We start from the raw sequence: 13,179 nt of genomic DNA, 5'->3' as shown, positions 1-13,179 counted from the left end.
GGCGGCAGCGGGCATGGCAAGGCCCCGGACGCTCGTACTCGGGGCTCGGCGGGCGGGCCCCGGCGGCCGGGGCCGGTCGCCGACGGGTGTGCTGGACGGGTCAGACGGAGAGCGGCTCACCTGCCGCGATCGCCGTGCCGACCCAGAACGCGTCGAAGTTGCGCAGGCGGTGTCCGTCGGGCAGACCGGGGACGGGCGCGTTCACGAGGAACGGCACCTTCTGCTCGGACAGCCCCCCGTGCGAGCGCAGGGGCTCGGTGAAACCGGAGATGTCGTGCCGGGCGGGCGTCGTACCGAGCACGGTGTTGCGTTCCGCGATGACGACGAGGTCGCCGATGCGGTCGCCGGGCAGCTCGAAACGGGCGGCCGCCTCGCCGCGGGTCAGCACTGTGTCCACGCCCTCCAGGGCCTGGAGTCGGGCGGTGACGGCGCCGGCGTCGGCGTGCTCGGGCAGATGGACGGTGGCGTAGGAGCCCAGTGCGCCGTGGTGCACGGTGTACGGGTCGGTGATCGGCAGCACGACCCGTGCGGAGCCCGGCTCCAGCTGGGCGTCGAGGACGTCCTGGAGATGGATGACCCGGGCGTTCCCGTCGCGGTCGGCCTTGGCGTTCATACCGTGGTCGGCCGTGACGACGAGTACCGCGCCGAGCGCGTCGATGCGCTCGAAGTACTGGTCGAGCATGGCGTAGAAGTCGTTGGCTACGGGCGATCCGGGGGCGTGCTTGTGCTGGATGTAGTCGGTGAGCGACAGGTACATCAGGTCGGGGCGGTCCTTGTCGAGGATGTCGGCCCCGGCGGCCATGACCAGTTCGCTGAGCTCGGCGCTGTAGACGGACGGCAGTTCCATGCCGGTCCGGGCGAGGACCTTGCCGATGCCGTTCTCCTCCTCCGTGGCCTGGTCGGCCTTCTCGGCGGAGAAGCAGATGCCGTCGACGAGACCGCTGCCGAGGAGGCGGCGCAGCTTGTCCTTGGCGGTGATGACGGCGACCTTGGACCCTTGCTGCGAGAAGGCGGCGAACAGGGTGGGCGCGCGCAGCAGTTCGGGGTCGTTCATCATGACCTCGGTGCCGGCGGCGGTGTCGTAGAAGTAGTTGCCGCAGATGCCGTGGACGGAGGGCGGCACCCCAGTGGCGATGGACAGGTTGTTCGGATTGGTGAAGGACGGCATCGTGCAGTCGGCGCGCAGGTCGCTGCCCGCATGGAGCATGCGTTCCAGGAAGGGCATGCGGCCGTCGGCGATGGCCCGCTCGTGGTAGGCGTCCTCGCTGCCGTCGATGCACACCACGACGACGGGCCGGCGGGGCCGGTGGTAGCGGCGTCCGTTCACTGTCAGCGGTTCGGTCATGTGCGGATCCACCTCTGAAGGTCGAAGGAGCCGGGAGGGCCATCGCGTCGGCCGTCCCGCTGTTTCATGGGTAGCACCGCTCCGGGGACGGGCAGAACCACCGGATTCGCTATGACGGTCATAGCCGCGAACGGTGCTCTCGCCGCCTCTCGCACCCTCCCCACCAGGGTGTTCTGACGCTAGAGTCGGCGGCTCGGGTGATCGGCGACGGCCTGAGGGAGGCGTGTGGAACTCAACCTCCACCGATTGTGGATCTTCATGCAGGTCGTGGAGCACCAGGGCTTCTCGGCGGCGGCGCACCGTCTCTACATGAGCCAGCCGTCGGTCTCCAACCAGGTGCGCCGGCTGGAGCAGTCCCTCAAGGTCACCCTCATCGACCGCTCGGGAACCCGGGCGCGGCCGACTGCCGAGGGCGAGATACTGGCCGAGTACGGCAAGCGGGTGTTCCTGCTGGCCGAGGAGGCCGTCGCGGCGGTGCAGCAGGTGAGCGGTCTGGTGTCGGGACGGCTGCTGGTGGGTGGCTCGACGACCGTCGGCACGTATCTGCTGCCGTCGCTCCTGGCCCGGTTCCAGGAGCGGCATCCGGGCATCGAGTGCGACATCTTCGTGGGCAACAACGAGGCGGTGCTGGAGCGGCTGCTGGCCGGGGACATCGGTGTCGCCGTGGTCGCGGGCGTTCCGGCGGAGTCCCGGCTGGTGCCGGAGACGGTGCTCGGCGAGCGGCTGGTGCTGATCGCGGCGCCGGGGCATCCGCTGGCGGCGCGGGACCAGGTGAGCCCGGGGGACCTCAAGGGCTGTCGCATTTTGCTGCGTGAGCCGGGCTCGCAGACACGTGAACTCCAGGAACAGGCGCTCGCGGAGTGGGAGTTGACCGAAGTGTCACGGGGTGAGGTCTGGGGCCCAGAGGCGGTCAAGCAGTGCGTGGCGGCGGGCCTCGGACTCGCCCTCATCTCCGAGCACGCCGTGGTGGACGACGTACGCGCCGGGACCCTGACCGTCCTGCCGGTCGACCCGGCCCCGCGCTCCCGGCCCGTCAACCTCGTCCGCCGCAGGGACCGTCTGCTGTCCCCGGCGGAGCGCGCGTTCATCGAACTACTACGCTCCGTAGGCCAATGGCCGCGTGAACTCCCGGGGCCCGCCACGTCCTGAACGGCGGCCGGTGCCCAGGTCGGCCGGTCATGCCGGAGATCCGGGGACCGGTCTCGTACGAGACGGCGCGGCCCGGCTTCCGCGGGACGTTTTGTGCTGTTGCACAATCGTCGTGTGCCCGTCTCGGTTCCCGACCTCCTCAGCGAACCCGCCCTGCGGCTTCGCGCGCTGAGCAGCCACTGCCACGACGAGGACCGGCGGATCGGCTGGGTGTCCACGACGGAACTGCCGGACCCGACGCCCTTCCTGCGCGGTGACGAACTGGTGATGACGACGGGCATGCTGGACCGGGACGACGCCGAGTGGATCCGGCTGCTCGGCCGGCTGGCGGAGCTTCCGGTGGCCGCGCTCTGCTTCGGTACCGGCCTGGTGCACCGTGACGTGCCGCCCGTCGTCGTCGAGACCGCCGAGCGGGTCGGTCTGGCCCTCCTGGGCTCACCCGTGGAGGTGCCCTTCGCGCAGATCAGCCGGTGGGTGGCCGACCGGATCTTCGCGGAGCGCTACGACGCGGTGCGATCGGCCGTCGTCCTCCAGGACCAGCTGGTCCGGGAGCTGCTGTCCGGTCACGGGCTGCGCGGGCTGCTGCGGCGGCTGCACCGCGAACTGGGGGCCGGGCCGGTGGCCGTGGTCGAGCCGGGTGGGCGTGTGCTGGCACGCCATCCCTCCTCCTCCGAGTGGCCGCAGGCCGGTGCGGACGAGGGGGCGGTGGTCGACGCGGGGACGTCCGTGCCGATCGTGGTGGACGGTGTGCCGGTCGCGTGGCTGCGCACCCGGCTGGGCACGGTGCGGCAGGACGTGCTGTCGTTCGCCACAAGCATCATCGGCCTCGAGGTGGCCCGTCACCAGGCCGTGCTCAACGGCCGGCGGGAGCTGCTGGGCCAGCTCCTCGAGGACGTCCTGCACCGCACGGTCTCCGACGCCGACGCCCGCCGCCGGCTGACGGCGTACGGCCTCGCGGTGGAGGGGCCGCACGTGGTCGTGGTCGCCCGGGTCGGCGGCGCCCCCGGGCGGCTGCGCAGCCTGCCGTGGACGCTGGGGCCGCTCCTGGAGCGTGAGGGCGACCGGCTGCCCACCGCACTGATCGACGACACCGTGATGATGATCGTGCCCGACGGCGTCGATGCCGCGGCCGCCGCCCGTACCGTCGCGGACCACCTGGCTGTGCTCGACCCGGGGGTCCGCGTGGGCGTGGGCGAGCCGCGACGCGGGGTGGCCGGGCTGCGGCTCGGCTACTTCGAGGCCCGCCAGGCGGCGCAGGCCGGCCCCGGGGTGCACCGGGCGGCGCCGCTGAGCATCGCCGGATTGCTGATGGGCAATCTGGACCTGCCGCTGCGGGAGCTGGGCCACGCCGTGCTCGCGCCGCTGCTGCGGCACGACGAGGAACAGCGGGCCGAGCTGGTCACCACGCTGCGGTCGTACCTCGCCCACGACTGCGCGTCCGCCGCGACCGCCCGGGAGCTGACGCTGCACCGCAACAGCCTGCGCTACCGGCTGCGGCTGATCGAGCAGCTCACCGGCCGCGACCTCGACCGCCTGGCCGACCGCACGGAGCTGTGGCTGGCCCTCCTGGCACTGGAGGCCGACCCCGCCGGCGCACCGCCGGGGCAGTGAACGGGCGCTCCCGCCTCCTCCGCCGTCAGGGGGTGGGGGAGGGCGATCCGGTCCTCGTCCCCGGCTCGGTGGTGAGGATCATGCGGTCCGGCACGTGGGCGGTGTCCCGGCGGGCCGTGAGCCAGTAGAGGAAGGCCGGTACGGCCAGGCCGACGATCCAGGAGATGTCCGTGCCGCCGAGCGGCTTCACCAGCGGGCCGGTGTAGAAACTGGTCGCCAGGAACGGCAGTTGGACCAGAAGGCCGATGCCGTAGACGATGAGTGCCTTGACGCGCCAGGCGCCGTAGCGGCCGTGCGGGTCGCTCAGGGCGGGCAGGTCGTAGCGCTCCTTGGCGATCAGGTAGTAGTCCACCAGGTTGACGGCCGACCAGGGGGTGAAGGCCGTGAGCAGGAAGAGCAGGAAGTCCTTGAAGGAGGACAGGAAACTGTCCTTGCCCAGGAGGGCGACCACGGTTCCCGCGATCATGATCCCGGCGATGTAGGCGGCGCGGCCGCGTGTGGACAGCGCCCGCTGCCCGCGGAAGCCGCTGATGCCGGTGACCATCGACATGAAGCCGCCGTAGGTGTTGAGCACGTTCACCGTCAGCTTGCCGAGGGCGATGACGAAGTACAGGAACGAGGCCGCGAGGCCCGCGCCGCCCAGGCCGACGATGTAGCCGACCTGGTTGTCGACGAAGGCGCTGCCGGCCGCGGCCGCCGCGAGCGCGCCGAACGTCATGGACCACTGGGAGCCGAGGGCCGAGCCGCCGAGGGTCCACCAGAAGGTGGCGCGGGGAGAGGTGGCGCGGGGCAGGTAGCGCGAGTAGTCGGCGACGTAGGGGCCGAAGGCGAGCTGCCAGGAGGCGGACAGGGAGACGGCGAGAAGGAACAGCGGCAGGTCGAAGGAGCGGTTGGCGAGGAGGGTGCTCAGTTCGGCGTGCTCCAGGAGGCGGATGCCCAGGTAGATGAAGGCGAGCGCGCAGACGACGCTGGCCACTCGTCCCAGGGTGTGGATCAGCCGGTAGCCCACGAGCGTGGTGACCGCGGTCACCAGGGCGAAGATCACGATGCCCGTGGTGTCGCCGAGGTGCGTGAGTTGGCCGACCGCCTGGCCGGCCAGCACGGTGCCGCTGGCGAAGAAGCCGACGTACATCACGATGACCAGGGCCAGCGGGACGACGGCTCCGCGGACGCCGAACTGGGCCCGGCTGGAGATCATCTGCGGCAGGCCGAGGCGGGGCCCCTGGGCGGAGTGCAGGGCCATCACCGCGCCGCCCAGCAGGTTGCCGAGCAGCAGGCCGATGATCGACCAGAAGGCGCCCCCGCCGAAGACGACCGCGAGCGCGCCGGTGACGACCGCGGTGATCTGGAGGTTTGCGCCCAGCCAGAGAGTGAACTGGCTGAACGCGCTGCCGTGCCGTTCGGCGTCGGGTACGACATCGATCGAGCGTTGTTCGACCACGCCTGTCATAGATATGCCCTCTTCCACAGACCCGCTTCTGAACTGCATAGGGTCATTCAGAATGGGATTTGTTGAATGAGAGGTCAATGCTTTGGCGCAAAATATGGTCTGAGGATTGCCTGGGCCGGGTGGCGAGGCCCGAACCTACGGCCGGCGCCTGCCCGGACTCATTGACGGATCCGGTCCCGGTCCTCGCGGAGCCATTGCTCGACAACCGCGTCGGTGTGCTCGCCGAGAGCCGGGCTCGGAGCCGCCGTCCCGCGGACCTCGGAGGCGGTGCCCGCCCCTTCCGCCGCGCCGTCCGGACCGAACCGCGCCGGCTGGCGCAGGTACGGCGTGCGGCCCAGCACGGGGTGATCGAACTCGCCGACGAGCCCCCGCCCGCGGATCTGCTCGCTGTTCACCGCATCGGTCAGGTCCCAGATCGGGGCAGCCGGGACTCCCGCGGCCTGCGCCGACTTCAGGGCCTGCTCCGTGGTCAGGCCGGCGGACCACCGCTCGGTGATCTCCCGCACCTGCTCGATGTGGTGCGCCCGGGCGGTGTCGTCGCGGAACCGCGGGTCCGACGGCATGTCGGGCCGCCCCACCAGCCGGGCGAACCGGGCGAACACCGCCTCGCCGGCGACCGCGATCGCCACCAGGCCGTCGGCGGTCCGATAGGTGTCGAACGGGGTGGAGACCGGATGCCGGTTGCCGACCCGGCCGGGCAGGTCTCCGGTCGCCGTGAGCAGGCTCATCGCGGTGACCTGGAGCGACACCAAGGAGTCGAGCATGGCCACGTCGATGTACCGGCCCCGGCCGCTGCGCTCCCGGTCGAACAGCGCGGCGTTGACGGCCCACGAGGCGAACAGCCCGGCCACCAGGTCTCCGACCGACTCGCCGACCCTGGTGGGCGGCCCGTCGGGCGTGCCGGTGCCGGCCATCAGACCGGACATGGCCTGGACGATCAGGTCGTAGGCGGGGTGCTCCCGCATCGGGCCGCTCTGCCCGAAGCCGGAGATGCTCGCGTAGACCAGTCGCGGGTTGGCCGCGCGGAGGGCGGCGTGGTCGACGCCGAGCCGCCGGGCGACCCCGGGACGGTAGTTCTCGACGAAGACGTCGGCCCGCTCGGCCAGCCGCAGCAGCAGCGCGTGGTCGCCGGGGTCCTTCAGATCGAGGGCGATGCTGCGCTTGCCCCGGTTGAGCTGGGCGAAGTACACGCTCTCGCCCTCCCGGAACGGCCCGAGGTGCCGGGCGTCGTCACCGCCGGGCGGCTCGACCTTGACCACGTCGGCGCCGAGGTCCGCCAGCAGGGCCGTGCAGTACGGGCCGGCCAGCACCCGGCTCAGGTCGAGCACGCGCAGGCCGTGCAGAACAGTCATGGCTTCACGCCTTTCGGTCGGGGGCGGCCGGATCACACCGCGGCATGCGGAACGTAAGCCGGGGGCCCTCGGGGCGTCGATGTGCGGCCGCACGGAGATCTGTCGGATCGTTGTGCGCACGCACATTGGCGCGGCGGGCGGGCTTGCGCCGCAATGGAGCCGGCCCCCAATCCGTGCCGCACTCCGCCACTCCGGCACCCGGCTCTCCGCCACTTCGCCACCCGACTCTCCGACCGAGGAGTACTCCATGACGACGCCGTACCTGCTGCCCCCGATGTACGACGAGTTCCGCGCCGCGGCCCGTACCGTCGCCGAGAAGGAACTGGGGCCCCGGGCCGCGGAGGTCGACGCGCGGGGCGGGTTCCCGCACGAGAACTACGACACGCTGGTGGCCGCCGGGCTGCACGCTCCCGGCATCCCGGAGGAGTACGGCGGCGACGGTGTCGACGCCCTCGCCGCGGCCGTCGCCGTCGAGGAAGTCGCCCGGGTGTGCGCCTCCTCGTCCACCATCCAGACGTCCAACAAGCTCGGCGTGGTCCCGTTGCTGCTGGCCGGCACGGAGGAGCAGCGGCGGCGCTACCTGCCCGAAGTGGCCTCCGGGGAGGCTCTGATGGCCTACGCCATCAGCGAGCGGGAGGCGGGCAGCGACGTCGCCGCGATGCGCTGCCGTGCGACGGCCGACGGGGACGGCTGGGTCCTGGACGGCGTCAAGACCTGGATCACCTCGGCCGGTGTGGCCAGGTACCTCATCGTCTTCGCGGTCACCGACCCCGACGCGGGCTCCCGCGGCATCTCGGCGTTCGTCGTCCACGCGGACGACGCCGGCATCGACTACGGGGAGCCCGAACGGAAGATGGGGCTGAAGGGCTCCGTCACCCGCGAGGTGTACTTCGACGGCTGCCGGATCCCCGGCGACCGCCTGCTCGGCGAGCGCGGCAGAGGGCTCCGGCTGGCGCTGGCGACCCTGGACCACACCAGGGTCTCGGTCGGCGCCCAGGCGCTCGGCATCGCGCAGGGCGCCCTCGACCACGCGGTCGGATATGTGCGGGAACGCCGGCAGTTCGGCAAGGCCGTCGCCGACTTCCAGGGCGTCCAGTTCATGCTCGCCGACATGGCGATGAAGGTGGAGTCGGCACGGCAGATGGTCTACGCCGCCGCGGCCCGCAGTTCGGCGGGCTCGCCCGACCTGACGTACTTCGGCGCGGCCGCCAAGTGCCTCGCCTCCGACACGGCGATGGCCGTGACGACCGACGCGGTGCAACTGCTCGGCGGCTACGGCTACACCAAGGACTTCCCCGTCGAGCGCATGATGCGCGACGCGAAGATCACCCAGATCTACGAGGGGACCAACCAGATCCAGCGGATCGTGGTGGCCCGCAACCTGCCGTAGCCCCGGCCCGCAGGACCGGCGGTTGGCTCATGTGCGGGTGAAGACGGGCTGGGCCAGGTCGGCCACGCGCGTCGGGCGGCCCAGCAGCGCGACCTCGCGGAACTGCCAGAGCAGCGCGCCGGTGGGCGGGTGGACCACCATCCCGCGGCGCAGCGGCAGTTGGAGGAGTGGTCGGCCGTCGTCGGCGGTGCGCCAGCGGGGGATGTCCGGGTCGGTGAGCCTGTGCAGGGGGATGGGGTGCAGGGAGTGGACCTCACGCCGGTCGCGTGCCGGAGTCACCGGTGGACGGGGGATCACGACGACCGGGGTGATGACGAAGCCGGAGTCGGTGACGAAGTCGTCGAGCAGCCCGGCCACGTCGCCTGGTTGCGCCGGGATCCCCGTCTCCTCGGTCAGTTCCCGCAGGGCCGCGGCCACCGGGGTCTCTCCCTCGTCCAACCGGCCGCCGGGCAGGGCCCACTGGCCGGCATTGCGGCCCCGGGGCGCCCTCTTGATCAGCAGGACGTGGGCCTGGCCACGGTGGGCGAAGACGGTGAGGCACACCCCGGCGCGGCGGGTGGCCTGCGGTGCGGTGGCCTCGCGCCGTTCGAACGCGGCCAGATTGGCCCGTATCCGGTCGGCGGCCTCGCCCAGGTCTGTGACGGGCGCGGTGGCCGCGGACCCGTCAGGCGTCGGCAGGTTCATGGGATCCTCCTGTAGGCGCGAGGAGTTCGCGCTCGATGAAGTCCAGCAGAACGCCGCGCATCCGCTCGGCGCTGACCTGCGGTGCCCCGGTGAGCACCTGGATGGCCAGGCCGTCGGTGAGCGCGGTGATGCCGAGTGCCAGTTGCTCGGCGTCGGCGTCGGCGCGGAACTGCCCCTGGCGCTGCCCTCGCCGGATGATCCGGACCACGGCCTCCCGCCAGCGGGCGTAGAAGTCGTTGTGGATCGGGCGCAGTTCGGGACGCAGTGCCGTCTCGGCCCAGAACTGAAGCCACACCAGCCACTCGTTGCGGACCCGGCCCGGTGCGGGCAGCTGCATGTCGATGAGCTTCAGCAGGCGTTCGTGGGCGCTGTCCACGGCCCTCAATTCGACACTCTGCCGGTCGAAGGCGCTGTGGACGCAGTGCAGCAGCGCCGCGCTGAGCAAGTCCTGCTTGGTGGGGAAGTAGTAGTGCACGGCGCCGCTGCTGGTCCCGCAGGCACGGGCGATGTCCGCGATCCGGACGGCGTGGTACCCCTGCTCCGAGATGAGCTTCCAGGCCGCGTCCAGGAACTCGTTGCGCCGGCGCTCGTCCCCCGCCCGCTCGGCTTCGCCGGTCTCCCGCGCCGGTTCCGCGGGCTGTTGCCCGGTCGCCGGAGCCGGTCCCGTGCCCCGGCCGTGCACCAGCCAGTCGACGCTGACCCCGCCCGTCGCGGCGACGGCCGCCAACTCCTCCGGTGTGAAGCGGCGGTTGCCCCGGAGCGACTTGGAGAGCTTGGTCGGCTCCAGACCGATGCGCACCGCGAAATCCCGGTGCGTGTCCGCGACCGCCTCGATCACCTGACGCACGCGTTGCGCTGTTTCTCCCATGCCGCCGAACCCTAACCGCGTGATTGCTCAAATCGCAACACCCCAGGTATGCGCGGGTGCTGGCCCAGGGCTGCTCCAGTTGATGAAAACCGCAGGCAGTGAACCTATTGACAGTGCCTTTCGGTGCGTCTCAGAGTGAGGGGCAATCGCCAACCGGCGCATCAGTCAGTCGATGTCCCAACGCCAGGGTTCCGGCCGCGATCCGGACACCAGGCCCGGCACGAAAGAGAGCACTGTGGGGACGACACCACTGCGCCCTGATGTACACGACGGCAAAGTCGTGCTGATCACGGGCGGCGGCACGGGTATCGGCCGGGCCATCGCCGCCGACTTCGCCGCCTGCGGGGCGCGCATTGTGATCTGCGGCCGCCGCAGCGGCCCGCTGGAGGACGTACGCGCCCGGATCGAGGCCGCCGGCGGTACCTGTCTGGCCGTACCCGCGAACGTCCGTGAGGAGGGCGCGGCCCCCCGGGTCGTGGACGCCGCCCTCGAGGCCTTCGGCCGCATCGACGTACTCGTCAACAACGCCGGCGGCCAGTTCACCGCCCCCGCGGAGGAGATCACCCCCAAAGGCTGGCGTGCGGTGCATGATCTGGCCGTCGACGCCGGCTGGGCCATGACCCGCGAGGTCGCGGTCCGCTCGATGATCCCGAACCGCTCCGGCGTCGTGTTCTTCATCGCCTTCTCGCCGCGGCGCGGCATCCCCGGCATGGTCCACGCCACGTCCGCCCGCGCCGCCCTGGAGAACCTCGCCGCCGGACTGTCCCTGGAGTGGAGCCGCTACGGGATCCGCACCGTATGCGTCGCCCCGGGCACCATCGCCACCGAGGGGATGGAGGACGCGTACGGCGAGGAGGACCGCCGCACCTGGGAACGGGCCGTACCGCTCGGCCGGTTGGGACGCCCCGAAGAGGTCTCCGGGCCCGTGTCCTTCCTCGCCTCGCCCGGCGGCTCGTACGTCACCGGAACGACGATCGTCGTGGACGGCGGCACCGACGCCTGGGGCACGGGCCAACCGGCACCGGCCCTCCTGACGGAGACCCCCGGCTCTCAGCAAGCACCTGGCTCCCCGGAAGCACCGGGCTCCCCGGACGCGCCCCACGCCCCCGGCTCGCCCCACGCCCCCGGCTCGCCCGAAGCCCTCCCCGGCCCGCCCCACACCCACCGACCCCCGGACACCCCGAACACGCGCTCCCTCAACGCCCCGGACCCCACGGAGGTGGCCCCGTGACCGTCGCGCTCCCCGAAGGCACTTCCGCGCCGGGCGACGCCCGGGACGTGTCCGCGCTCTTCGATCCGGCCTCGGTCGCCGTCATCGGCGCCAGCAACGACCAGACGAAGTACGGCAACTGGATCGCCGTCCAGGCGCTGCGCGGCGACCGGAGCCGCCCGGTCCACCTGGTCAACCGGCGCGGCGAGGACGTGCTGGGCCGCCCCGTCCACCGCCGCGCCGTCGACGCCCCGGGAGGCGTGGACCTCGCCGTGATCGCCGTGCCCGCCGCCGCGTTCGGCGACGCTGTGGACGACGCGCTCGCCGCCGGTGCCCGCGCGATCGTCGGCATCACCGCCGGCTTCGCCGAACTCGGCGAGGAGGGCCGGCAGCGCGAGGCGGCCCTGGCCGCGCGCATCAGGCAGGCCGGCGCCGTCCTGCTCGGCCCCAACTGCCTGGGCGTGCTCGACACCACCAGCGGACTGCGCCTGGCGTCCAACGACATGCCCGCGGGCCCCGTCGGATTCGTGTCCCAGAGCGGCAACATGGCCCTCGAACTCGGCCGCCACCTGGAGCGGGACGGCCTCGGCTTCTCCCGGTTCGCCTCCCTGGGCAACCAGGCCGACCTCACCGCCGCCGACCTCGTCCGCGGCTACACCGAACACGACGGCACCGAGTTGATCGCCCTGTACTGCGAGGACTTCGGGGACGGCCGGGCCTTCGCCCGCGCCGCCGCCGACGCCGTACGGGCCGGAAAGCCCGTCGTACTGCTCACCGTCGGCGCCGGACAGGCGTCCATGCGCGGCGCACGCTCCCACACCGGAGCCCTGACCAGCGACTCCGCCGTCATCGACGCCGCGTGCCGGGCCGCGGGCGTGGACCGCGTCGCCACCGTCGCCGAACTCGCCCACCTGCTCGGCGCGCTGCACCGCAACCGGCGCGGCGGCGGTCGCCGGGTCGCCGTCATCGCCGACGGCGGCGGCCACGCCTCCCTCGCCAGCGACGTGGCCGAGGCGCACGGCCTGCTCGTCCCGGAGTTCGGCGCCCGCCTCACCTCCGCGATGGCCGCCGAACTCCCGCCCTCCGCGGGCACCGCGAACCCGGTCGACCTCGCCGGGGCAGGGGAGCAGGACATCACCTCCTTCGGCCGGGTGCTCGACCTGGCGCTGAGCGCGGACGAGGTCGACGCCGTCCTGGTCACGGGCTACTTCGGCGGCTACGGCGGCTACGGCGAGGCACTCGCGGACGCCGAGACCGCCACCGCCCGCGTGATGGCCGAGCACATCCGCACCCGCGGCAAGCCCGTCGCCGTGCACACGATGTACGCGGAGCGGCCCGCCGCCAGGGAGCTCAAGGATCAGGGAGTGAGCGTCTTCGGCTCCGTGGAGCACGCGGCCCGGGTCCTCGGGCAGATCGCCGAACGTGCCGAGCGGTCCGCCCCGCACGTCCCGGCACTGCCGGAGCCCGCCGTGCCCGTGGCCGCCGACGACTACTGGACCGCCCGCGAACTGCTCCGCGAGGGCGGGCTCGACTTCCCCGCCGCTCACCTGGTCCGTACCGAGAACGAGGCGGCCGCCGCCGCCCGGGAGATCGGCGGGCCGGTCGTCCTGAAGGCCATGGGCCTGCTGCACAAGTCCGACGCGGGCGGCGTCGCGCTCGGCCTCGCCGACGAGACCGCGGTCCGGGCCGCGCACGCCGACATGGCACGCCGCCTCGACCCGCCCGGCTTCTGCGTCGAGGCCATGGCCGACACCGGCGGCGGCGTCGAACTCATCGTCGGCGTCCGCCGGGACCCCCGCTTCGGTCCCGTCGCGCTCGTCGGGCTCGGCGGTGTCTTCACCGAGGTGCTGCGCGACGTCCGGCTCGCCCTGGCGCCCGTGACCGCGGCCGAGGCCCAGGCCCTGCTGGCCCGTCTGGCGGCCGCGCCCCTGCTGCGCGGCGTACGCGGCCGGTCCGCCGTGGACCTTCCGGCGGCCGCCCGAGCGGTCGAGGCCATCACGGCCGTCGCCGCCGCGCACCCCGAGATCTCCGACCTGGAGGTCAACCCCCTGCTCGTCACCCCGAAGGGCTGCCTGGGCCTCGACGCCCGGATCGTCCTCGGCTCCTGACCGCCGTCACCA

The 13,179-nt window shown here is 72.5% G+C and carries 10 protein-coding genes; 5 read left to right on the top strand and 5 right to left on the bottom strand.

Going from position 1 to position 13,179, the window contains the following annotated elements:
- Positions 1–100 precede the first annotated feature (100 nt).
- Positions 101–1,345: a phosphonoacetate hydrolase gene (gene phnA, locus ACWEK3_RS26470; protein WP_450542125.1), complete on the bottom strand. Its 1,245-nt coding sequence runs from the start codon at positions 1,343–1,345 to the stop codon at positions 101–103.
- Between the two features lie 225 nt (positions 1,346–1,570).
- Between phnA and ACWEK3_RS26465 the strand changes: the two genes are divergently transcribed.
- Complete coding sequence (locus ACWEK3_RS26465) at positions 1,571–2,494, top strand: LysR family transcriptional regulator (protein WP_450542123.1); 924 nt, start codon at positions 1,571–1,573, stop codon at positions 2,492–2,494.
- 114 nt (positions 2,495–2,608) lie between these two features.
- Entirely contained in the window at positions 2,609–4,105 is a 1,497-nt protein-coding gene (locus tag ACWEK3_RS26460; protein ID WP_450542121.1) for a PucR family transcriptional regulator, read from the top strand.
- Between the two features lie 25 nt (positions 4,106–4,130).
- Here the strand turns inward: ACWEK3_RS26460 and ACWEK3_RS26455 are convergent, their stop codons facing one another.
- Together ACWEK3_RS26455 and ACWEK3_RS26450 are read right to left on the bottom strand one after the other, a co-directional pair.
- Positions 4,131–5,555: a purine-cytosine permease family protein gene (locus ACWEK3_RS26455; RefSeq protein WP_453250732.1), complete on the bottom strand. Its 1,425-nt coding sequence runs from the start codon at positions 5,553–5,555 to the stop codon at positions 4,131–4,133.
- Between the two features lie 158 nt (positions 5,556–5,713).
- Positions 5,714–6,907 carry a CaiB/BaiF CoA transferase family protein gene (locus ACWEK3_RS26450; protein ID WP_453250731.1) on the bottom strand — a complete coding sequence of 398 codons (1,194 nt, stop codon included), beginning with the start codon at positions 6,905–6,907 and terminating at the stop codon, positions 5,714–5,716.
- 247 nt (positions 6,908–7,154) lie between these two features.
- Here ACWEK3_RS26450 and ACWEK3_RS26445 point away from each other — a divergent pair, with 247 nt between their 5' ends.
- Positions 7,155–8,297, top strand: a complete 1,143-nt coding sequence (locus tag ACWEK3_RS26445) for an acyl-CoA dehydrogenase family protein (protein ID WP_450542115.1) — start codon at positions 7,155–7,157, stop codon at positions 8,295–8,297.
- 27 nt (positions 8,298–8,324) lie between these two features.
- Here the strand turns inward: ACWEK3_RS26445 and ACWEK3_RS26440 are convergent, their stop codons facing one another.
- Positions 8,325–8,981, bottom strand: coding sequence for an NUDIX hydrolase (locus ACWEK3_RS26440; RefSeq protein WP_450542113.1), 657 nt, complete (start codon positions 8,979–8,981; stop codon positions 8,325–8,327).
- Complete coding sequence (locus ACWEK3_RS26435) at positions 8,962–9,849, bottom strand: TetR family transcriptional regulator C-terminal domain-containing protein (protein ID WP_450542112.1); 888 nt, start codon at positions 9,847–9,849, stop codon at positions 8,962–8,964. Before ACWEK3_RS26435 ends, ACWEK3_RS26440 begins: the two co-directional genes overlap by 20 nt.
- Before the next feature lie 235 nt (positions 9,850–10,084).
- Between ACWEK3_RS26435 and ACWEK3_RS26430 the strand changes: the two genes are divergently transcribed.
- Both ACWEK3_RS26430 and ACWEK3_RS26425 read left to right on the top strand, forming a co-directional pair.
- Positions 10,085–11,080 (top strand): SDR family oxidoreductase, encoded by a 996-nt coding sequence (locus ACWEK3_RS26430; protein WP_453250730.1) that lies wholly within the window; start codon positions 10,085–10,087, stop codon positions 11,078–11,080.
- The gene (locus tag ACWEK3_RS26425; RefSeq protein ID WP_453250729.1) at positions 11,077–13,167 is read left to right on the top strand and encodes an acetate--CoA ligase family protein; all 2,091 of its coding nucleotides are present in this window, start codon (positions 11,077–11,079) and stop codon (positions 13,165–13,167) included. Before ACWEK3_RS26430 ends, ACWEK3_RS26425 begins: the two co-directional genes overlap by 4 nt.
- The last annotated feature ends 12 nt before the right edge of the window (positions 13,168–13,179 follow it).

Source organism: Streptomyces sp. NPDC004721, assembly GCF_053601495.1.
The sequence above is the reverse complement of the archived record's forward strand: the minus strand, read 5'-3'. Positions and strand labels throughout refer to the sequence as shown.